Source organism: Desulforhabdus sp. TSK (genome assembly GCF_022836495.1).
In the GTDB taxonomy this organism is placed as follows: Bacteria; Desulfobacterota; Syntrophobacteria; order Syntrophobacterales; family Syntrophobacteraceae; genus Desulforhabdus.
Window position 1 is genome coordinate 40,817 of the sequence record NZ_BQXM01000015.1, and the last position, 22,451, is coordinate 63,267.

Here is a 22,451-nt window from a genome sequence, read left to right on the forward strand (position 1 = left end):
TAGAGGCTGTCTGAAAATTCGTTTGCTCGTCATTCCGGCGGTCTTTAAGCCGGAATCCACCCCAGCGAAAAACCTGGATTCCGGCTTAAAGACCGCCGGAATGACGAAACAATGTGCATGCTCAGAGTGACGGACTCATTTTTCAGACAGCCTCTTAGACCGTAGAGTAGAGCGGTTCGGAATCCTCCGGAGGAAGCTCTCGAGAGGATGCCTCATGCACGGGCAGTACGATGCGAAACGCTGTGCCGTGGCGGCCGGACCGGCTCTCCCGGACATCGCTCTCGCACTCGATCGTGCCGCCGTACTTGGAAATGATGCCGTAGCTCACGGAAAGCCCGAGGCCCGTCCCCTCCCCCACCTTCTTGGTGGTGAAGAAGGGGTCGAAGATCTTTTGAAGAAATTCCTTCTTGATGCCGTCCCCCGTATCGGCCACGATGGTCTCCACCCATCCCGGTTTCGCAGCCGGCCGCGTGGTGACGCTCAGGGTGCCGTCGCCATGCATGGCATGAACGGCATTGCTGATGAGATTCAACAGGACCTGCTGCAGGCCCCGCGAGTCCCCCCTGACTTGGGGAAGGTTTTCACTGAGATCCGTCAGGAGCCTGATATTGTTCATGTCGAGGGTGTGTTTCACCACGGAAAGGATCGCGTCCACATTTTCGTTGATATCACAGTGCTCTTCGGATTCTTCGCTGATGCGGGCGAAGCTGAGCAGGCGCTCCACGATGCTCTTGCAGTGGAGGCCGTGCCGTTCGATGGTCTTGAGATCGTTGTATTCCATGGTACCGGGCTCGATTCTTTCCAGCAGGAGGTCACAAAAACCCAGGATAATACCCAGGGGATTGTTGATTTCATGGGCGACGCCAGCAGCCAGAGTCCCCAGGGAAGCCAGCTTTTCCGTATTGATGAGCTGCTTTTCCAGGCTCTTGCGGTCCGTGATGTCCCGCCCGATGCCCAGGATGTCCTGCTCGTCCTGCCCCTGCCCCTTGACGGGTATGTATTGGATGTTGAACCAGAATTCCTCATTCTGGATGTTGAAGAGCGTTTCCGTGCGCCGCGCCCTTCCCCCGTCCAGCACCCCTCGAATCAGCTTCAACTGCTCATCGGCCTGCTCTCTTGGGAGAAACCGGTAGAGGCTCTGGCCCACCAGAACGCTGGTGTCCTCCCCAAAGAGCCTCGACATGTGCTGGTTGGCGGTCTTGATGATTCCATCCCCGTCCAGCGTAAAAATGAGGTCCTCGGCGCTCTCGATGAGGGAACGGTACTTGGCTTCCGAACGCTCCAACTCCTCGGCATAGTGGCGTATGTCATCCGTCTTGACGGTCACTTCATGCTCCAGAAGCGTGGCCCATCGCAATTCGTAAATGACGACGGTGAAGCTTCCGATGAGGATCACCAGGAGAACGATCCCCTGGAGCTGAACCTGCCGATCGTAAACCGTGCCGATGGTGCCTTCGATTTCATGGAGGGGGGCTGCCACAGCCACCGACCAGACATAATCGATGTAGGGGCCTTTGATGGTGACGGGTGCATAGGCGATGAGCTTTTCCATAGGCTCCACCACGTCCCGATGCCACCCGGAGATGTAGACGGATTTGCCCTCCTTGCCCTTCAGCATCTCCTCCCGCTGGATTTGATTGATCTTGGAAAAGGAAATGGCCGGGTTCCTGTTGCTTCGCACTTCGAAGGCGTTCTCCCCCACAAAAGCACGCTCGGGATGGTAGAGAAATGTCCCGGACGAATCCAGCACCCATGCATACCCTGTTTTTCCGGACCGGATGGAAGGGATGATCTGCTGCAGGAGCCGGTTGACATCCAGAGTGGCTTTGAGGTAGCCCGAGAAGCGGTGGGAAGCCCGCGGATGAGCGCTGTCGGTGGAATCCTCATAGGTGGGGGTGATGAGCTCAAAGACCAGGCTCTTTTTGTCCTTGGAAGGGTCCCTGGGATGGATTCCCGTTCCCATGGTTTTGCCGCGATTGCTCAGATCGGCCGCCCAGGAGAGGTACACCCCGGCCTCCTGGTGAACGAGGCCGAAATGCCTCATGCCGATTCCCTGATCATTGGCCACAAAAAGCGTGCTCCCCTGACGGTCCACGCGCCGGATTTCGATGATGTTGTCGCGGTTCAAGACGGGAAGCGTGGAGAGGAGGAGGATTTCATAGGCATCCGAGTCACAGTATTGAATGGTGGGCAGAGAGTTCAAGAGGGCCAGATCCGCAATGGCCATCTGAATGGTGGCCTCCACCTTCTGGGCCGTCGCCCGGGCCAGCACCAGTTGCTGCTCATTGAACTGATCGCGGATGGTCTCTTTCATGTAGCGTGCCGTGGAAATTCCCAGGTACAAGGCCCCACACATGAGCAAAAAAGTGATTCCCCCAAATATTTTCAACACGTTGTGCAATTTGATACGTTCTCTGGATTGCATTGGGTTCAGCGCCCCCTCTGGCAGGCGGAGTGGAAAAGAAGAGATGGAATGCCCTCGCCGGCCTTCACTGGGCCGGCATTGGCGGACAAAAGCAGCTGGGTGAAACTTTCAGGTGACATTCCTGTTGACTCGGACTTTGCCCAGGAGTGAGAATAAAAAAAACTTCCAAAGCAGTGAGGAGACGTTCCGTGCCGGCAAAAATCCTGATCATCGACGACGAAAAAGACATGCTGCTCCTCATCGCGCGCATTCTGTCTGGTAAAACTTCCCTTGAAATCGATACAACGGACAGTCCCCTCCACATCCCGGAGCTCCTGAAGCAAAAAGACTACGACGTCATTGTGACGGACCTGAAAATGCCTCACTGCGACGGCATCCAGGTGCTGGAAATGGCCAAAGAACGGGATGTGAATACGGCCGTTATCGTCATGACGGCTTACGGCACTATCGAATCGGCCATCGAGGCCACCCGCAAGGGAGCTTTTGATTATATCACCAAGCCCTTTCGCAAAGAAAGGATTCTCCATGTGGTGGAGCAGGCCGTCAAATGGCGGCGCATGCAGATGGAGAACCTGTACCTCCGGGAAAAACTGGAAGGGAAGCCCCGCTTTCCCGCCCTCATCGGGAACAGTCCGGCCATGGAGAGGCTGAAGGACCAGATCGACCGGGTGGCCAAGACATCCGCCACCGTGCTCATCACGGGAGAAAGCGGCACGGGGAAGGAACTTGTGGCCCGAGCCCTCCATTCCCACAGCCTTCGGAAGGACAAGCCCTTCATCCCCATCGACTGCAGCACCATCCCCGAATCCATCATCGAGAGCGAATTGTTCGGCCATTTGAAAGGCTCTTTCACCGGAGCCCACAGGGACAAGAAAGGGCTGGTGGAGGAAGCCCACGAGGGCACACTCTTCCTGGATGAAATCGGGGACCTGAACCCCACCATGCAGGTGAAGCTCCTGAGGCTCCTCCAGGAAGGCGAATACAAGGTCATCGGCTCCACCGCCATCCGAAAGGTCGATATTCGCTTTATCGCGGCAACGCATCAGAACCTGCAGGAAAAAATCAAGAACGGCGAATTTCGTGAAGACCTCTTCTATCGCCTGAATGTCATCAATCTCCAGATTCCTCCCGTGCGCCGGAGGATGGAGGACATCCCTGCCCTGGCTCTCTATTTCCTGGAAAAATACTCGATTCTTTACAACAAGAACATCAAGGGCATCGGGCGGGAGGCGCTGGATTACCTCACGCAGCGGGAATGGCCGGGGAACGTGCGGGAGCTGGAAAATGTCATGGAGCGGGGGGTCATCATGGCCCTGGGAGATGAGCTGGAGGTGGGGGACCTCTGGGGACTCGAAGAAAATCCCCCTCCCTCCCCCAGCCTCACGGGACCAGGGGAGGATATCTTTTCACTGCCTTTCAAGGAAGCCAAGGACAGGCTCATGGAGGACTTTCAAACCCAATACATCACCAAGGTACTCGCCCGGCATTCCGGCAATGTTTCTCAGGCCGCCAGGGAGTCGGGGTTGAAAAGGCAATACCTCCACCGGCTCATCCGGGACATCAAGGTGGAATCGAAAACCTTCAGGAAGCCTGAGCCGGCGGATTGACGGAACCTTTCTGAAGACGCTCGTCGCGGGCCACCTTTCTTTCGTAGGCGGCATCGATCTTTTCCATGAGCTCTTCGGTGGGGCAGGGTTTGAGAAGATACTCGTAGCCTCCCAACCTCATGATTTCCACAGCCACATCCACCGAGGCGTGCCCCGTGAGCATGATGACTTCCAGGCCGGGCATTGTTTTCTTGATTTGGGCCAGTGCTTCGATGCCGCTCATTCCAGGCATTTTGACATCCAGCAGCACAACATCGTAATTGTTGTTGTTCAGTTCTTCCAGGGCCGCCTGGGCGCTGCCCACGTGCGTCACCTCCAATCCCCTGGACTTGAGCAGCTTGCTCAAGGTGATCCTGAACCTTTCTTCATCGTCTACAATCAAGAGCTTCGGCTTCGAAGACATGTTCACTTTTCTCCTTTTTTTTGCTGCAGGGGCAGATGCACCGTGAAGGTCGTTCCTTCACCGACATTGCTCTCCACGGAGAACTTCCCCCCCAAACGTACAATGATTCCGTGACAGATGGAAAGCCCCAGCCCCGTTCCCTTGCCTGGGGGCTTAGTGGTGAAAAAAGGGTCGAAAATCTTGTTGAGATGTTCTTTGGGAATGCCGCAGCCGGTGTCCTTGATGACGATGTCGAGGGTTCCGGTGGGTGACAGGGCGGTAGAGACGGTAATGGCGCCGTTTTTCCCGATGGCGTAGGCGGCGTTGTTCAGAAGGTTCAAGATGACCTGGCGGAGCAGAGGGGGATCGGTGTAAGCGAGAGGCAGGCCTGGCTGGTAGGCTCGAACGATGCGGATATCCTTGTGAGAGGCATCCTTTTCCACCAGCTTCACCATGTCTTCAATGAGCTTGCTGATTTCGGTGCCCTGGATCAAAGGGTCCTTTTTGCGGGCAAAATCCAGGAGCTTGTGGGTGATTTCGCTGCATCGCCCCACCTGCTTTGCAATCTCCTGCACGGATTCCACAATGTCTTCCATGCCTTTGACACCGGCGCTCTCGTTTTCCTTCAGGAGCTGGCGTATCCATTCCACTTCCTGACCGATGATGGCGAGGGGATTGTTGATTTCGTGGGCGATGCCCGAAGAAAGCTCACCGATGGAGGCCAGCTTCTGGGATTGAATCAGCTGTTCGTCGAGGAAGCACTTTTGAGCCTGGGCTTTGGCCACCTGGCTCGCCAAGCGCAGAGTGGAAAGCATCGAGAGGCAGCCGACAAGGACCGACAGTCCGGGAAGCACCCGGCCACCTTGCATCCAAAGGGGAAAGGCCAGGATCGCCATAAAAACTCCCGGAATGAAATGGAGATAAATGGAATGCCCCCATTCCCCCAGGCTGGGCAGAGACTTCATGACCGCACCCATTTCATCCAAGATCGTACGGAAAGGGCTCAAATGATGTCCTTGCTCTGGCGGATTTTTTCCTCGTGTAGTGACTTCCTTTCGTAAGCCTGCTGCACTTTTTCGAGCAATTCGTCGATATCCGCGGGCTTCAGGACGTAATCGAAAGCCCCCAGCTGCATTCCCTGCATTCCGGATTCCACGGAGGCATGCCCCGTGAGCATGATGACTTCCATGAGGGGCCTGACCCGCTTGATTTCCTTTAAGGTCTCTATGCCGTCCATTCCAGGCATCCGCACATCCAGTATGACCACATCGAAGTGCTGCTTCTCCAGAATCTCCAGTGCCTTCTTGCCGCTGTCGACCCCAGTTGCGTCGACTTTTCGTCGTTTGAGACGCTTTACAATGGTCTCAAGGAAATCGAGCTCATCATCGACCACCAACACTCGAAAAACATCCATGTCTTCCCCTCACTGCCAAGTTTTAGCCCACCACTCGCCCCAATGCTGTTGGCTTGACGTCACCCCGGTGAAAACCGGGGTCCAGAAAGTCTCTGTTTTTCTGGATTCCGGCTTTCGCCGGAATGACGAAAGTTCATTACGTCAACAACATTGACCACTGGCCCCTCATCGACGTCCATTATGCCTTTTCATGGTGAACGATGGGGATATAAAGAGAGAACGTCGTTCCTTTGCCCACTTCGCTGGCCACCAGGATTCTTCCTCCCAGTTTTTCCATGATGCTGTAGCTGATGGAGAGTCCGAGGCCGGTTCCCGTTCCCACCTCCTTGGTGGTAAAAAACGGGTCGAATATTCGGTTCAAAACATCATTGGGAATGCCCGGACCGTTGTCGGCAACGATGACGACCATGTCCTTATCGCGGGAATTGTAGCTGGTGGTGACGGAGATGACGCCGTCCTTCCCGATGGCATCGATGGCATTGTTGAAAATGTTGAGAAAGACCTGCTGCAGCTGCGCCGAATCGCTGACCGTTTCGGGAAGCCCTTCGAAGTAATTGGTCTGGATTTCGATGTTCCTGTAATGGGCTTCGTTCCTGAGAAAATCCAGAGTCCCGTCCAGGAGCTTGTTGACGTCCACCTTTTCCTGAACCGGCTCCATTCTCCGCGCAAAGCCCAGCAGGCGATGGGTCACTTTTTTTGCGCGATCCACGTGGTGATCGATCTTCTTGACGGCATCTTCGAATTCCTCAAAATTCTCGCTCTTGGAGATGTCCTCCTCCCCCAGCAGGTCTTTCATCCATCCCACCTTCTCCTTGATGACCGCCAGGGGATTGTTGACTTCGTGGGCAATTCCTGCAGCCAGCTTACCCAGGGCGGCCATTTTGCTGGACTGCATGAGGTTCGAATCCAGGATGGCCTTCTCACGCTCGCTCTCCATGAGCTGAGCGACCATGGCACGGGCGACAAACAGCGTCCCCACGATGATGAGGATGAGTCCCAGGAGTCCCAGGCCCACCACCAGAAACCGGGCGTGCTCCAAGGGCAGGAGCTGCTCCCTTGGGTCTTCCTTGATGACCAGCATCCAGTCCTTGTTCCTGAGCCAGGTCGTGGCAAAAATCCCTCTCTCGCCCCCGATTATCATGTCTTCCACATGGGTCCCCACAAACCTCGCCATCTGGAAGTCATCAATTTTACTCAGTAATTCTCCACCATACCGGGGCTTTGTCTGGAGCACGTTGTCGTCGTTGAGGACATAGGCGTCCCCTTTCTTGCCCGACTGAGCGGCCTTCACCATGGAATCGAAAAGGTCTGTATCGATGGTGGCACGCAGGATCCAGGTGTTATCCCCTTCCCGGCGCATGACGGCAATGATGAAATGGGGCAGTTTTCTGAAACCCGTGTAGACGTCGCTGATATAAATCCCCCGCAGCATCACCTCGTGAAACCATTCTTCATCATGATAGTTCAACCCCTTCAATTCGTAAGGTCCGACATAGGCGACATGGTTGCCGCTTCGATCGATGACCCCCAGATCGACATAGGACTTGCTGCGCGCCTGCATGAGGGTGAAGACGGAATTCAAATAGTTCTCGTCCTTCAGTTGATCGAGGCTGTGCGTATAGGCGAGTGTCGTGAGCTGAGAGACCCGCTCATCGAAAAAAAGATCCATGGCGACGCGTCGGTTTTCAGCCTTACTCCTGAGAGTATCCATGATTTTGCTCGTGTAGGAGAAGCTGAAAAGGTAATACATGCTCAGGCCCAAAGCCACGAGTGGAATCAACGAGAAACCGAGCGTAGTCCCGACGATTTTCCACTGTAATTTGCGATAACCTTTATCTTCCATCTGCGCCACCTTAAAGGGTTGTGAGGGAGTAGCCCAATGTGGTTGACTCAAGTTCCAACCCTCATCCCGACCAAAGCCGGAATGCAAGGGAATCCATGCTTTTGGGACCCCGGTTTTCCCGGGGTGACGTCAAGTCAACGACATTGAGGGAGGAGTCCCCGCTGCTTGAGAAGAATTGGACAAGCAACATAATAACGATGCATATGCCAAAATTCAGCAAAAAAATGCGATGGAGTCCTCCTTCATGAGGGATGAGGTGGCGCCGCCCTGTCCTCCGTCGGCCCTCCCGCCGGGGAATTCCGGTCCTGAAGCATGGCGCGCTTCAGCATTTCCTGCCGGTATGCCCGCATGAGATGGCTCCGGGTGACGACAGCCACGAGTCGACGGGACTCTCCCTGAGACTCCACGACGGGGAGTTGCTCCATATCGATGAAACTGAACTTGTTGAGGGCCGACGCCAGGGATTCTTCCGGAGTCACATAGACCACGTTGGAATTTGCCAGATCTCTCGCCAGCACCAGCCCCTTGAAGTCCTCCTCGAAAAGAAACTCCTTCAGATCCGTAAAAGAAATCACCCCCTCCAGGTGGCTGGCCTCATCCACCACGTACAGGTAATTGCCCGCATGGGTGAGGCACCGCTTCAAGACGGTGTCATAGGTCGCAGCGGCAGGAACGGTGACGGCATTCCATTCCATGACGTCCTTCACCTGCAGGCTCGAGAGAATACCGACTTCCCGCCCCGCTTCGATGTCGATTCCCTTGCGGGCCAGGCTCAGGGTGTAGATGGACCCCTTGAGAATGCTCTTCTGTACGAGGGTCGCCAGAATGCAGGAGGTCATCATGGGCAGAATGACCTCGTAGGCATTGGTCATTTCAAAGACCATGATGATGGCCGTCATAGGCGCCTGGACCACCGCGCCCAGCATGGCCCCCATCCCCACCACACCATAGGCACCGGGGGCTGCGGCAATACCCGGTAGCCAAAGATGAAAAAGCTCTCCGCAGGCGCTTCCCAGCATGGCTCCCAGGAATAGAGACGGGCAGAGGATTCCCCCGGAGCCTCCCGACCCGATGGTGAATCCCGTGGCCACCATTTTGAGGACAAGAAGAGCCGTCAGTAGGGTCAATGAGAACTGCCCATAGATGGCCTGGGTGATGGGAAGGTACGAATATCCGAAAATCTGCGGATAGAATACGCCCAGCACGCCCACGAACAGCCCGCCCAGGGCCGGCTTCAGGGCTCTGGGCATGCGGAGTCCGTGGAAGAAGCGCTCCGTTCCCTGCATGATGCGGATGAATCCGACGGAAAAAAGCCCCGCCATCCCTCCTAGAACGGCATAAAAGAGAATTTCCCAGGGGCTGTTGAGGGTGTAGGGAAGCACCGTGAGAACGTTCCCCGTCTTCATGAATGCCCGGGAGAAGGCTGTGGCCACCACCGAGGCGATGACGATGGGGCTGAAGGAGTGTACATTGAATTCACCCAGCACCACCTCCAGGGCAAACAGGACTCCCGCGATGGGGGCATTGAAAATGGCGGCCAGTCCGGCGGCCGCGCCGCAGGCGACGATCACGCGCAGGCGATTCCCGGAAACACGGAGGAATTGCCCCACCCCCGACGCGAGAGCCGATCCGATCTGAATGATGGGCCCCTCGCTTCCTGCAGACCCTCCCGAGCCCAGGGTGATGGACGACATGATCATGCGCAGGAAGGAGTTGGTCCAGCGCATGAACCCATTCTTCAACGCTACGGCTTCCATGGTGGCCGGAACCCCGTCCCGGGTGGCGTCGTTGGGAAAGAGCAAGATGAAAGGGAACAGCAGCAATGCGCCAAGAGCCGGGGTGAGGATCACCCACATTGTGCTGGAGCCAAGTCTTGAAGGGAGCACTTCCCAGAACAGGAAGGTGGCGGCCTCCAGCATCTGTTCAAAGAGGAAAGCTCCTCCCCCAACGACTCCTCCCACGATGACGGCTACAATGATGAGAAAAGTTTGATCACTGACCTGCAGCCGCCGAAGAAGCGCAAGAAACTGCTTCCTGAGCCAGGTCAAATCCAACAAATCCTTCACGGCTCCCCCACAGCTTATATACTCCAAACGGATAAGATCGTGACTTATTGATGATCCTGTAGGAGCGGCTTCCAGCCGCGATGGAAATAGCTGGCTCCATCAGAATCGCGGCTGGAAGCCGCTCCTACAAAAGTCAAGATTTTACCCGTTCGCAGTATAACTTCGATAACTTGTATTTTCCAACATGACGCAGCTGATCCGATTCCCCCTTTAGGGGTGCAGGGGTGTGTAAGTGGTTGGAAGCAAATCCTAACCACCCCCCAATCCCCATCAGGGGGGAATCCTTCTTGTGGCATTTTCACGTTCATCCGCGAAGCCTCAGTTATCTTTAAACTTCCTTGAGATGGGTGTCACGCAGATTATGATGGAGGGGAGAATTCCCGGGCTCCCCAGACAAGGGGGAGCGCCGGGAAAATACGCTGCAAAGGGAGATTTTCCTGTGCAGGGTGAGTCCCTTTGCAGGCGGTCAATGCGGGGTGTGGAGAAAAAGTGTCACTCCAAGTGCCAGGATCCGGACGATGGCACTACATTCCCCTCCATCAGTCGCCGCGCGTCAATGCGATCTTGTTGACCCGGGCCTGGATGATCTTCTGCTGGTGCTGGTCCTTCTTGTTCTTGGCCTCCTGGACCTTCATCATGAGCTGATCGATGTCGCAGGGTTTCATGAGGTAGTCGAAGGCCCCCAGCTTCATCCCTTCAATGCCCGTCTCAACCGTTGCATGCCCCGTGAGCATGATAACTTCCACGAGGGGATACGTCTTTTTTATTTCCCGGAGGGTCTCAATTCCATCCATGCCGGGCATCTTGACATCCAAAATGACGACATCCACGCTCCCCTCCGACCGCAGCTTCTCCATGGCCTCATGACCGCTGTGCGCACTCAGAATGCGCAGATTTCGCTTGCTCAGACGCTTGGTCATAGCGTCCACAAAGGGAGCTTCATCGTCGACTAGCATCACGGTGGGCTGTACCATAGGTTTATTCCCCTTTTTCTATATTTGTATGACTGATGAGACACGGGTCCCCTCTATTAGACTTCCACCACCAGGAGCCAGAAAGTACAGAGGACGATGGTGATGAGGGTGGGAATTGCCGCTATCTGGATGTATTTCATGAAGGAGATGTGATAGCCGGCCCGTTCGGCCATGCCCACCGTCACCACATTGGCGCTCGCCCCGATCATGGTCCCGTTGCCTCCGAGGCACGCTCCGAGAGCCAGTGCCCACCAGAGAATTCCCTGCTCGGCTCCCGGAATCACCGTGGTCAGATAGGCTACGATGGGAAGCATGGTGGCGGTGAAGGGGATGTTGTCCACAAGGGCCGAGGCGATGGCGGAAACCCACAGGATCATGAGAATGGCCAGCACGAGAGACCCCTGGGACATGTCCTTCACCCATTCGGCGATGACCTGGATGAGGCCGGACTCTTCAGCCCCGGCCACCACCATGAAGAGCATGATGAAGAAAATGAGGGTCGGCCATTCGATTTCATGCTCGATCATTTCCACGATGTCCACCCGGCTGATGGCCATGAGGACGGCAGCCCCCACCATGGCGGCGATGCTGGGTTCCATGTGGAGGGCACCGTGGGCTATGAAAAGGGCGATGACAATCGCCATGGTGATACTGCCCTGGATGAGGAGCGTCTTGTTGGTGATCTTGTATTCTTCTTTCAACTGCTCGATCATCTTTTGGACATCCCCCACCTGAGCTTTCAAATAATCCTTTTTGTACAGGAAGATGAAGTAAACCAGGGTGAAGACCAGTCCTATGGCACACACGACGGACAGATTCTGCACAAAGTCCATGAAGGAGAGCTTGGCGTAGGAACCGATCATGATATTGGGCGGATCGCCGATGAGGGTCGCCGTTCCCCCCACGTTGGAAGCAAACACTTCCGGCATGAGGAAGGCGATGGGATCAATCTTGAGGGTCAGTGCGATTTCGATGGTCACGGGGATGATGAGCAGCATGGTGGTGACATTGTCGAGGAACGCGGATGACACGGCCGTGATGACCATCAAAATGGAGGCAAGAGCATACACATTCCCCCTGGCCATCTGGTAAGCCTTGTAGGCCGTCCATTGAAACACTCCGGTTTTCTTGAGGATTCCCACGATCATCATCATGGCCATGAGGAGAAAAATGACATTCATGTCGATGGCATGCATGGCATCTTCAAAGGTGAGGATGACATAATCCGAATTGAACGTCCCCACGAGGTAGGTGATGAAGAGCAGCATGGAAGCCCCCAGGAAAGCCGCCAGCGTCCGGTGCATGAGCTCGAAGGCGATGAGGGCGTAAACTGCGAGCAATACCAGGGTGGCAATCCAGAAGGCCGGAGTGATGGACCGCTGGAGGGTAAAACCGTGGTGAGCCAGGTAGCTGACATTGCCGGCCTCATCGGTTTTTTCCTTCAAAATATTCGTCAGGGCAACGCGCTCCGTCGTCTTGAATGACGGCTTTCCCGCTTCGATCTCGATCCTGGCTCCGGGAAGGGTGCCCGACGGCAGGGAGAGCTCCGCTTCGTAGCGGCCGGCCTTGGAGGTGCTGACCTCCTCTTCCAGCTCGACTTTGGAGCCATTGACGTAAAAATTTACGGTGACCTCTTTGATGGGCTTGCCCTGAGAGTTGAGAATGGTGCCCGCCACGATGAGGCTGTCATGAGGGCCTGGGACCGGCCGGCCTTCTTCGGCAGCAATGGCAGGAGCCGCAAAGAGCATGAAGCACAGGAGAAAATAATAGCAGCGATGGAATCGTTTCATCAAAAGTTTCCTTTCTTCAAGGGTTGAAGATCCTGGAAGGCTTTCTCCGGCTCCGACGTTGTTGACTCAAGGTCGCCCCGCTGAAAACCGGGGGCCGGAAAGCCTTTATTTTCCTGGATTCCGGCTTTTGCCAGGATGACGAAAGTTGGTTCAGGCAGCAGCATTGTCCTCCGGGTCTACCCGGCCACCGTAACGGGCATTCCCATCACAGGCCAGATGACGAGAGCTGCCAAAGCGACAACTACCATGAGCATGAGGCTTGCCGGGAGTCCGTACATGAAGAATTCGCCGCTCGTGAATTGCTTGGAATCGTACGCGATGGCATTGGGCGCCGCTCCCACCAGGAGCAGGAAGGGCATGCCCGCCGTCACGAGGGAGGCGTACAAAATGACTTCCGGAGCCACGCCCAGGTAGGGGGCAATCACGAGGGCCACGGGAAGGGAAATGGCGATGGCCGCCACGTTCATGATGAAGTTGGTCATGATCATGACGAAAAAGGCGATGCCCATGACAAAAACGAACCAGTTGGCCTTCTTGAAAAGCACCAGCCAGTTGACGGCCAGCCACTTGGCCGCTTCCGTCTGCCAGAGGCAGAAGCCGATGCTCATGGCACCGCTGAAAAGCAGGATGATGTTCCAGGGAATGGCTTCCAGATCCTCGATTTCGAGTATCCCCACAATGAAAAAGAGAATGGTGGAAATGAGTAGGATGGCTGACTTGTTGAGTGGCTTCAAGGCCGGGACGAAAGATTGCAGGGACATGATGAGGATGACCCCGAAAATGATGACAGCGGCCAGAATCTCTCTTCGGCTGACGGAACCAAGATCCGTGTAGAGCTCCTTGGCACGGGCCCTCAAGCCCGGAATGGTTTTCTTTTCCGGCTTCAGAAAAACCATGAAAAATCCCCAGAGCAGAAACACCATGGTCCACCCGATAGGAGCCATGTAGTAGGTGAGGTTGAAGAAGCTGACTTCCTTGCCCGTAATTCCCGAAAAGAAGCTGACAGCGACAGCGCCGCGGGCGGCGCCGAGAAGGGTGATGATGCTGCCGGCCCCTGCCACGTAGGCCATGCCGATGAAGAGGGCCTTGCCGAAATTGGATGGCTTGTCATCCTCCCCGTAGAGGGCGTAGATCACCAGAAACAGGGGATAGACCGTTGCCGCCACGGCGGTGTGCGCCATGATGTGCGTGAGAGCCGCCGTCACCACGAAGGCCCCCAGCAGGATCATGCTGGTCTTTTCCCCCACGATGATGAGCATCTTGTACGCCAGGCGCTTGGTGAGCCCCGTCTTGGTGAAGACCATGCCGATGACGATAGAGCCGAAGATGAAGAGGACCGAAGGGTCCATGAAATCCCGAAATGCGTCCTCGGGCTTGCGGATCATGAAAAGGACCTGGAGCACACCGATGGCGAGGCTCGTCACCCCGATGGGCAGGACCTCAAACACCCACCAGGTGCCCGCCAGCAGAAAAACCGCCAATGCTCCCTTCCCCTGTTTGGACAACACAAAATGCTTGCCCATGGGATCGACGGCATCCGGCCAGGGGGGGGAATAATAGACGACAAAGAACAGAATGAGACCCGCCAACAGGCAGATGATGCGGGTCCAGTTGATGTTGCTCGCTTCACGTGTCGCACCCACCTCAGCACTCATACAAACTCCTTATGCTCCGCATCCTTCAGTGCGGTTCGTCGTTTCAAATACGTCACAGCGGGTTGATTTCCGAGATCAAGGCTCTAAAGCGCACAGGCTTTCATGGCGTTGCACACTTCCTCGAAGACGTCGCTCAACCGCAGGATCCCCACGATGGCCTCCCCGCGGGTCACCAGGAGCGACTGGTGCTGCCCCATGATGAGCTGGTGGATGGCCGTATTGAGGGTGGCATCCTCCGCCACGAATTCCCCCTTGCCGGGGGTATTCATGATGTCCTTCACCTTTTTATGCGCCGCCTTCCTGCAAATGTCCTGGAGGGGCTTTTCCCAGAGCCCGTAGTTGCGCAGCATGGAGGTCACGAATTCCCGGCTGAACCCAAACCGGGAAATGGCCTTCATGTCCCCGATATCTTCGTACTTGGGTTCGAGGCTTCGCAGAACATCGATCTGGCTGAGCTTGCCGACAATCTGCTTTTGGGCGTTGTAGACGAGAATGGCCCGGTGCTTCTGGCGTTTGGGATCGAGGCTCTTCTGGGCCTCTTCCAGGGCCACCACGGCCTCGTACAGCGTGGCCTCCTCCGAGACCGTGGCATAATCCTCCAGGGGAACCATCAATTGCTTGACCAGAATGGACTTCATAAAAACACTCCTTGAACAGAATATGGAAAAGCAGTCAGGGCGCTGGAGCGGGGGCTCTTGCCCATCAACCCCACCCTTTCGTCGACAGGATGCGGTCGATCTCGGCCTTGCGAATCCGTTCTTCCTGCTCCGCCTTCCGCTTGTAGGCCGTGACGATCTTTCCCACCAGGTCCTTGGTTTCCGTCGGCTTCATGAGGTAATCGAAGGCGCCGATCTTCATGCCCTCCACGGCGGATTCCACCGTCGCGTTGCCCGTCAGCATAATGACTTCCAGGATCGGCTTGATTCTCTTGATTTCCACCAGCGTCTCGATGCCGTCCCTGCCGGGCATGAGCACATCCAGAACCACCACATCCAAAGGTTTTGACTTGACGGCCTCCAGGGCCTCATCCCCGCTGTAGGCGATGGTGACGTCGAAATCCCGCGTTTCGAGACGCTCCGCCAGCACGTCCACAAATTGTTTTTCATCATCCACCAAAAGCACCCTGATCTTCATTGTCTTCGCTCCTTCATCTTCACCCCTTCCCTCTTTTTCAGTTGGATCACCTGCCCCTTATTATGAACGTACGCGCATACGCGGCTTTCCCTCTCTTTTTTTCTGCAGTCTCTTCCTATAAGCCTCTCCCAAACGCCCCAACAGGGTTTCCATGTCGAAGGGCACGAGCAGTTCATCGAAAGCCCCCGCCTTCATACCTTCGATGGAAAGGGAGAGGGAATGCTCCTCGGAAGGAGTCAGGAGCATGACTTCGGTGAGAGGACGAATGCGTTTGATTTCACGGAGCAGAACCATGCCGCGTTTTTTGAGTTTCCCCAGCCCCAGCAGGACGACATCCACATCGATGCGCTGAATGATCAGCTTCGCCTCGTTCTCGCCACCAGCCTCATGGATCTGATGGCCTTCCAGTCTCAAACGCTGAGAGATGTTGCGGCGAAACACTTCGTCCGCTTCGACAATGAGAATCTTGACTTGTACCGCTTCCAGCAAGCCGAAGCCCCCTGCATCCTGAAAAATCAACATCTTATCCCTGTCTATCGGGCATAAAAAAAGGGCCGCTCCCCACACGTACGTGAGAACAGCAGCCCTCATACAAAAGGCCGCTATCCGCACCTGTGGCGGCAATAGCGGCCCGACTATCAGATTGGTACCCTTCGGAAGAATCCTGCTCGGTGCTTCCGAACCCTGTAACCTATTTAAAATTTGGCTGAGCCGGCATCAAGGAACGCCAAACGCCGGCAGCAATGCTCCATTCCTTCGTTTCTTATGGGTCATACCGGACTGTCTTAAAGGGACCGGCAACCTGCTGATACCGAGTACAGGTCCACACCCTCTCCACAAAGCCCCTCACCGTGCCATTTTCCTTCACCTCCTCGCTTAGATAGCAAAGAGTGTTCCATTTTTCACCTAACAGTGATTCCAAACACTTAGCATAAGGAAAGTGGCGTACGAAACAGAGTTCGAAACAATATAAAACATTTTAGTACATTTAGTCAGCTTAAAACGATACATAATGCAACATTCTCAATGAGTGTAATGAGTGATCCACCGGCTTTGCGGAGGAAATGGAGCTCTTTTCCATCAATCGCCGCGCGTCAGTGCGATTTTGTTGACCCGCGCCTGGATGATCTTCTGCTGGTGCTGGTCCTTCCGGCTCTTGGCTTCCTGGACCTTCATCATGAGCTGATCGATGTCGCAGGGCTTCATGAGGTAGTCGAAGGCCCCCAGCTTCATTCCTTCAATGCCCGTTTCCACCGTTGCATGACCCGTGAGCATGATGACTTCCACGAGGGGATAGGCCTTTTTGATTTCCCGAAGAGTCTCGATTCCATCCATGCCGGGCATCTTGACATCCAGAATGACGACATCCACACTCCCTTCGGACCCCAGCTTCTCCAGGGCTTCCTGACCACTGTGCGCACTCAGAATACGCAGATTCCGCTTGCTGAGGCGCTTGGTCATGGCGTCCACAAAAGGAACTTCATCGTCGACCAACATCACTGTGACCTGTACCATCGTTTATTCCCCTTTCTCATTTTCTATCTCACCACCGAGACATCGATCCCGGTCTTCTTTTTGAGCTCTTCCACGTGGGATTCCACGTCCCCTTTGAACAGGACTTTTTCAAAAAAGGTTCGCTCTTCATGGCCTAAAACCAGCAGATCGGCCTTTTCCTCTTTCACGACTTCCTGCAGGGCCTCCAAAATACGCCCGGTCTTGACGATCTTTTTGGGCGTGACCCCCTGGGTCAGGGCCAGCTGCTCGGCAACCCCCAGGATATGCGTCCCCAGGTGCTGCAGGCTCTCGGTGATGGAGTGCGAAGACAGCTCCACCGCAATGCCTTTTCTGAAAAAATCCGTATCCACGACGTAGACGTAGATCAGTTGAGCATCATTCTCCCTGGCCATGACGGCAGCCTTCAATGCCGCCTTTTGGGCGTGAGCGGATCCCGTCACGCCGCACACGATACTTTTATAGGACATACGCTGCTCCTGGATGATCTGCATCTTCAGATTTCCACCACCAAAAGCCAGAAGGTACAGAGAATGATGGTGATGAGGGTGGGAATCGCGGCTATCTTGATGTATTTCATAAACGAAATATGATAGCCGGCCCGCTCGGCCATGCCCACCGTCACGACATTGGCGCTCGCCCCGATCATGGTCCCGTTGCCCCCAAGGCAGGCCCCCAGGGCCAATGCCCACCACAGGATACCGTGCTCCGCTCCCGGAATGACCGTGTTGAGGTAGGCCACGATGGGAAGCATGGTGGCCGTGAAGGGGATGTTGTCGATGAAGGCCGAGGCAATGGCTGAAACCCAGAGGATCATGAGGATGGCCGCCACGAGGGAGCCCTGGGACATGTCCTTCACCCATTCGGCGATGACCTGGATGAGGCCCGATTCTTCAGCCCCGGCCACCACGATGAAGAGCATGATGAAGAAGATGAGGGTCGGCCATTCGATTTCATGCTCGATCATTTCCACGATGTCCACACGGCTGATGGCCATGAGGACGGCAGCCCCCACCATGGCCGCGATGCTGGGCTCCATGTGAAGGGCACCGTGGGCGATGAACAGAGCGATGACAATCCCCATGGTGATCCCCCCCTGGATCAGCAGGGTCTTGTTGGTGATCTTGTATTCTTCCCGCAGGTGAGCGATCATCGTTTGCACATCTCCCACCTGAGCTTTCAAGTAGTCCTTTTTATAAAGAAAGATGAAATATACCAGGCTGAAGACCAGGCCGATGGCGCAGATGACGGACAGGTTCTGCACGAAGTCCACGAAGGAGAGCTTGGCGTAGGAGCCGATCATGATATTGGGCGGGTCGCCGATGAGGGTCGCCGTTCCGCCGACATTGGAGGCGAACACTTCGGGCATGAGGAAGGCGACGGGATCGATTTTGAGGGTGAGAGCGATCTCGATGGTCACGGGAATGATGAGCAGCATGGTGGTGACATTGTCGAGGAACGCGGAAGCCACAGCGGTGATCACCATCAGGATGCTTGCAAGAGCGTATACATTGCCTTTGGCCAGCTGGTAAGCTTTGTAGGCCATCCATTGAAATACACCGGTTTTCTTGAGGATGCCCACGATCATCATCATGGCCATGAGGAGGAAGATGACGTTCATGTCGATGGCGTGCATGGCATCTTCAAAGGTGAGGATGACATAATCCGAATTGAAGGTCCCCACCAGGTAGGTGATGAAGAGGAGGACGGAAGCCCCCAGGAAAGCCGCCAGCGTCCGGTGCATGAGCTCGAAGGCGATGAGGGCGTAAACAACGAGCAGCACCAGGGTGGCAATCCAGAAGGCCGGGGTGATGGCCCGCTGGAGGGTAAAACCGTGATGGGCCAGGTAGCTGACATTGCCGGCGTCATCGGTCTTTTCCTTCAAAACGTTTGCCAGGGCCACACGCTCCGTTGTTTTGTAGGCAGGCTTCCCTGCTTCGATCTCCACCCGCGCACCCGGGAGCGTCCCCCTCGGCAGGAAGAGCTCCGCCTCATAGCGCCCGGCCTTGGAGGTGCTGACCTCTTCCTCCAGTTCGACCTTTACGCCGTTCACGTAAAAATGAACTGCCACTTCCTTGATGGGCTTGCCCTGGGAATTGACGATGGTGCCCGCCACAATGAGGGTGTCCTGTGGCCCTGAGGCCTCCCGGCCTTCTTCGGCTGCCGTCACCGGAGCCGCTGCAATGAAAAATAATGACAGAAAAAAGCAAAAGAGCGCGAATCGTTTCATTTAGGGGTTCCTCTCCTCTCTCGGTAAAAAGCGGGACTGTAGACCGGCCCTTCGGACGTGGCTGGAGAATAAGGCTTTTCGTCCCGCCAGGTCCCAACCGTGTAAAGCACCAAAGGTCGCAGCCTTCAGTCTACCTCCCAAAAGCGGTCGTCATGGCAACTGCTAACCGGCGGCTACGGTGACGGGCATTCCCATGATGGGCCAAATGACCAGAGCCGCCACAGCCACGACAACCATCAATATCAGGCTCGCCAGGGCACCGTATTTGAAAAACTCCCCGCTGGTGAACTGCTTGGAGTCATAGGCGATGGCATTGGGCGCCGCCCCCACCAGGAGCATAAAGGGCATGCCCGCCGTCACGAGGGAGGCAAACAGGATGACTTCCGGCGCCACACCCAGGTAGGGAGCAAGAACGAGGGCCACGGGAAGGGAGATGGCGATGGCCGCCACGTTCATGATGAAGTTGGTCATGACCATGACGAAGAACGCGATACCCATGACGAAAATGAACCAGTTGGCCTTTTTGAAGAGTACCAGCCAGTTGACGGCCAGCCACTTGGCCGCTTCCGTCTGCCACAGGCAGAAGCCGATGCTCATGGCCCCGCTGAAAAGCAGGATGATGTTCCAGGGAATGGCTTCCAGGTCCTCGATGTCAAGGATTCCCACAATGAAGAAAAGCAGTGTTGAAACGAGAAGGATTGCAGATTTGTTGAGTGGCTTCAGGGCGGGAACGAAAGATTGCAAAGACATGATAAGAATGACGCTGAAAATGATCAGGCCGGCAAGAATTTCTCTCTGGCTGACCGAGCCCAGATCAGCATACAGTTCCCTGGCACGCTCACGGAGTCCTGGAATGGTTTTTTTCTCGGGCTTCAGGAAGATCATGAAGAATCCCCAGAGCAGAAACACCATGGACCAGCCGATGGGTGCCATGTAATAAGTAAGGTTGAAAAAGGAGACTTCTTTCCCGGTGATTTCCTTGAAAAAACTGACAGCAACGGCACCGCGGGCAGCACCCAGGAGGGTGATGATGCTGGCGGCCCCTGCCACGTAGGCCATGCCGATGAAGAGGGCCTTGCCGAAATTGGATGGCTTGTCATCCTCCCCGTAGAGGGCGTAGATCACCAGAAACAGGGGATAGACCGTTGCCGCCACGGCGGTGTGCGCCATGATGTGCGTGAGAGCCGCCGTCACCACGAAGGCCCCCAGCAGGATCATGCTGGTCTTTTCCCCCACGATGATGAGCATCTTGTACGCCAGGCGCTTGGTGAGCCCCGTCTTGGTGAAGACCATGCCGATGACGATAGAGCCGAAGATGAAGAGGACCGAAGGGTCCATGAAATCCCGAAATGCGTCCTCGGGCTTGCGGATCATGAAAAGGACCTGCAACACCCCGATGGCAAGGCTCGTCACCCCGATGGGCAAGACTTCAAACACCCACCAGGTGCCGGCCAGCAGAAAGACCGCCAATGCTCCCTTCCCCTGTTTGGACAACACAAAATGCTTGCCCATGGGATCGACGGCATCCGGCCAGGGAGGGGAATAATAAACGACAAAGAACAGAATGAGACCCGCCAACAGGCAGATGATGCGGGTCCAGTTGATGTTGCTCGCCTCACGCTCAGCATTCACTGCAGCACTCATATGTACTCCTTAATCTTTCACATCCTCGATGTTTCTTCCCACCCGGTTCTTCCCCGCCACACGTTCCCCGTGCCGACTCTACAAAGCGCATTCCTTCATGGCGTTGCACACTTCCTCGAAGACGTCGCTCAACCGCAGGATCCCCACGATGGCCTCCCCGCGGGTCACCAGGAGTGACTGGTGCTGGCCCATGATGAGCTGATGGATGGCCGTATTGAGGGTGGCATCCTCCGCCACGATTTCCCCTTTGCCGGGGGTGTACATGATGTCCTTCACCTTTTTATGGGCAGCCTTCCTGCAAATGTCCTGGAGGGGCTTTTCCCACAGCCCGTAGTTGCGCAGCATGGAGGTCACGAATTCCCGGCTGAACCCAAACCGGGAAATGGCCTTCATGTCCCCGATATCTTCGTACTTGGGTTCGAGGCTTCGCAGAACATCGATCTGGCTGAGCTTGCCGACAATCTGCTTTTGGGCGTTGTAGACGAGAATGGCCCGGTGCTTCTGGCGCCTGGGATCGAGGCTCTTCTGGGCCTCTTCCAGCGCCATCACCGCCTCGTACAGCGTGGCCTCCTCCGAGACCGTCGCATAATCCTCCAGGGGAACCATCAATTGCTTGACTAGAATGGACTTCATACAAAACTCCTTGAAAATAAAAATGGAAAAGCAGTCAGGGCGCTGGAGCGGGGGCTCTTGCCCATCATCCCCACCCTCTCGTTGTCATGATGCGGTCGATCTCCGCTTTGCGAATCCGCTCTTCGTGTTCCGCCTTCCGTTTGTAGGCCGTGACGATCTTTCCCACCAGGTCCTTGGTTTCCGTTGGCTTCATGAGGTAATCGAAGGCGCCGATCTTCATGCCCTCCACGGCGGATTCCACCGTCGCGTTGCCCGTCAGCATGATAATTTCCAGGATCGGCTTGATTCTCTTGATTTCCACCAGCGTCTCAATGCCGTCCCTCCCGGGCATGAGCACATCCAGGACCACCACATCCAAAGGTTTTGACTTGACGGCCTCCAGGGCCTCATCCCCGCTGTAGGCGATGGTGACATCGAAATCCCGCGTTTCGAGACGCTCCGCCAGCACGTCCACAAATTGTTTTTCATCATCCACCAAAAGCACCCTGATCTTCATCCCTTCCCTCCTTCGTCTGCCATACCATCCGTCTTTTCCAGTTGATCACGACCTCATCCGAGGGACTTCCCAAGGCTTCCATCGGCCATGTCATCTCCCCCGCGCATCCTTCCATTTCAATCCCTCGCGGCATACGCATAATCCAGGGCCTTCACCAGCTCCCGGATATCCACCGGTTTTTGAAGGTAATCGATGGCGCCCAAACGGCGCACGATCTGCTCGTCGCTTTCGGACCCGTGCCCAGTCAGAACGACCACCTGGATTTCAGGATGGCTCTTTTTGACCCTCCGCAAGACTTCCATTCCGTCCATACCGGGCATTTTCAGATCCAGCAGGATCACGTGGGGAGGATTGTCTTCCACCATCCGCAGGGCCTCTTCGCCGTTCAAGGCCACTTCACATTCCAGTTGACGGATTTCCAGGCGCTCGGCCAGCGCCCGCACCAGTTCTTCTTCATCGTCCACCAGCAACACTTTATATCTGGCCACTGTCCATCCCTCTTCTTTTCGTCATTAGACTCCACTCCACCTTTGCAACGGAGCTTCATTGGCCCTGGGTGCGCGCCCAAGGTTCGCGCACACCCGGAGATTCAAATTTTTACCGGTCGCCTCCATGAGGAGGACCTCCGACTCAAGCTCCGATCCTT

At 55.7% G+C, this 22,451-nt stretch carries 20 protein-coding genes; 1 reads left to right on the forward strand and 19 read right to left on the reverse strand.

The window, feature by feature from the left end; genetic code table 11:
• Positions 1 to 154: 154 nt before the first annotated feature.
• Positions 155 to 2,425: a sensor histidine kinase gene (locus tag MWC30_RS10620; RefSeq protein ID WP_244084151.1), complete on the reverse strand. Its 2,271-nt coding sequence runs from the start codon at positions 2,423 to 2,425 to the stop codon at positions 155 to 157.
• Positions 2,426 to 2,613: 188 nt separating this feature from the next.
• Here MWC30_RS10620 and MWC30_RS10625 point away from each other — a divergent pair, with 188 nt between their 5' ends.
• Positions 2,614 to 4,032 (forward strand): sigma-54 dependent transcriptional regulator, encoded by a 1,419-nt coding sequence (locus MWC30_RS10625; RefSeq protein WP_244084152.1) that lies wholly within the window; start codon positions 2,614 to 2,616, stop codon positions 4,030 to 4,032.
• On the opposite strand, the gene MWC30_RS10630 is transcribed toward MWC30_RS10625, so the two are convergent.
• The 18 genes from MWC30_RS10630 to MWC30_RS10715 all read right to left on the reverse strand — a co-directional run bounded on the left by MWC30_RS10630 (position 4,007) and on the right by MWC30_RS10715 (position 22,293).
• On the reverse strand, positions 4,007 to 4,435 hold the full coding sequence (locus tag MWC30_RS10630; protein WP_244084153.1) for a response regulator: 429 nt from the start codon (positions 4,433 to 4,435) through the stop codon (positions 4,007 to 4,009). The genes MWC30_RS10625 and MWC30_RS10630 overlap by 26 nt on opposite strands.
• 2 nt (positions 4,436 to 4,437) lie before the next feature.
• Positions 4,438 to 5,421, reverse strand: a complete 984-nt coding sequence (locus MWC30_RS10635) for a sensor histidine kinase (protein ID WP_244084154.1) — start codon at positions 5,419 to 5,421, stop codon at positions 4,438 to 4,440.
• A complete protein-coding gene (locus MWC30_RS10640; protein WP_244084155.1) occupies positions 5,418 to 5,828 on the reverse strand; it encodes a sigma-54 dependent transcriptional regulator in 411 nt (136 codons plus the stop codon). Before MWC30_RS10640 ends, MWC30_RS10635 begins: the two co-directional genes overlap by 4 nt.
• Before the next feature lie 178 nt (positions 5,829 to 6,006).
• Complete coding sequence (locus MWC30_RS10645; RefSeq protein WP_244084156.1) at positions 6,007 to 7,671, reverse strand: PAS domain-containing sensor histidine kinase; 1,665 nt, start codon at positions 7,669 to 7,671, stop codon at positions 6,007 to 6,009.
• A gap of 242 nt (positions 7,672 to 7,913) precedes the next feature.
• Positions 7,914 to 9,719 carry a chloride channel protein gene (locus tag MWC30_RS10650; protein WP_244084157.1) on the reverse strand — a complete coding sequence of 602 codons (1,806 nt, stop codon included), beginning with the start codon at positions 9,717 to 9,719 and terminating at the stop codon, positions 7,914 to 7,916.
• 557 nt (positions 9,720 to 10,276) lie between these two features.
• On the reverse strand, positions 10,277 to 10,711 hold the full coding sequence (locus MWC30_RS10655; RefSeq protein ID WP_244084158.1) for a response regulator: 435 nt from the start codon (positions 10,709 to 10,711) through the stop codon (positions 10,277 to 10,279).
• A 56-nt stretch (positions 10,712 to 10,767) separates the two neighbouring features.
• Positions 10,768 to 12,501 (reverse strand): SLC13 family permease, encoded by a 1,734-nt coding sequence (locus MWC30_RS10660; protein WP_244084159.1) that lies wholly within the window; start codon positions 12,499 to 12,501, stop codon positions 10,768 to 10,770.
• A gap of 176 nt (positions 12,502 to 12,677) precedes the next feature.
• Entirely contained in the window at positions 12,678 to 14,156 is a 1,479-nt protein-coding gene (locus tag MWC30_RS10665) for an SLC13 family permease (protein WP_244084160.1), read from the reverse strand.
• 83 nt (positions 14,157 to 14,239) lie between these two features.
• On the reverse strand, positions 14,240 to 14,794 hold the full coding sequence (locus MWC30_RS10670) for a CBS domain-containing protein (RefSeq protein ID WP_244084161.1): 555 nt from the start codon (positions 14,792 to 14,794) through the stop codon (positions 14,240 to 14,242).
• Positions 14,795 to 14,858: 64 nt separating this feature from the next.
• Positions 14,859 to 15,290, reverse strand: a complete 432-nt coding sequence (locus tag MWC30_RS10675; protein ID WP_244084162.1) for a response regulator — start codon at positions 15,288 to 15,290, stop codon at positions 14,859 to 14,861.
• A gap of 60 nt (positions 15,291 to 15,350) precedes the next feature.
• Entirely contained in the window at positions 15,351 to 15,812 is a 462-nt protein-coding gene (locus tag MWC30_RS10680) for a response regulator (RefSeq protein WP_244084163.1), read from the reverse strand.
• 558 nt (positions 15,813 to 16,370) lie between these two features.
• The gene (locus MWC30_RS10685; RefSeq protein ID WP_244084164.1) at positions 16,371 to 16,805 is read right to left on the reverse strand and encodes a response regulator; all 435 of its coding nucleotides are present in this window, start codon (positions 16,803 to 16,805) and stop codon (positions 16,371 to 16,373) included.
• Positions 16,806 to 16,828: 23 nt separating this feature from the next.
• On the reverse strand, positions 16,829 to 17,272 hold the full coding sequence (locus MWC30_RS10690; RefSeq protein ID WP_244084165.1) for a universal stress protein: 444 nt from the start codon (positions 17,270 to 17,272) through the stop codon (positions 16,829 to 16,831).
• 26 nt (positions 17,273 to 17,298) lie between these two features.
• The gene (locus MWC30_RS10695) at positions 17,299 to 19,032 is read right to left on the reverse strand and encodes an SLC13 family permease (protein WP_244084166.1); all 1,734 of its coding nucleotides are present in this window, start codon (positions 19,030 to 19,032) and stop codon (positions 17,299 to 17,301) included.
• 162 nt (positions 19,033 to 19,194) lie between these two features.
• Positions 19,195 to 20,676: an SLC13 family permease gene (locus MWC30_RS10700; RefSeq protein WP_244084167.1), complete on the reverse strand. Its 1,482-nt coding sequence runs from the start codon at positions 20,674 to 20,676 to the stop codon at positions 19,195 to 19,197.
• A gap of 78 nt (positions 20,677 to 20,754) precedes the next feature.
• Entirely contained in the window at positions 20,755 to 21,309 is a 555-nt protein-coding gene (locus MWC30_RS10705) for a CBS domain-containing protein (protein WP_244084168.1), read from the reverse strand.
• A gap of 64 nt (positions 21,310 to 21,373) precedes the next feature.
• Positions 21,374 to 21,805, reverse strand: a complete 432-nt coding sequence (locus tag MWC30_RS10710; protein ID WP_244084169.1) for a response regulator — start codon at positions 21,803 to 21,805, stop codon at positions 21,374 to 21,376.
• A 116-nt stretch (positions 21,806 to 21,921) separates the two neighbouring features.
• Positions 21,922 to 22,293, reverse strand: coding sequence for a response regulator (locus tag MWC30_RS10715; RefSeq protein ID WP_244084170.1), 372 nt, complete (start codon positions 22,291 to 22,293; stop codon positions 21,922 to 21,924).
• Between the last annotated feature and the right edge of the window lie 158 nt (positions 22,294 to 22,451).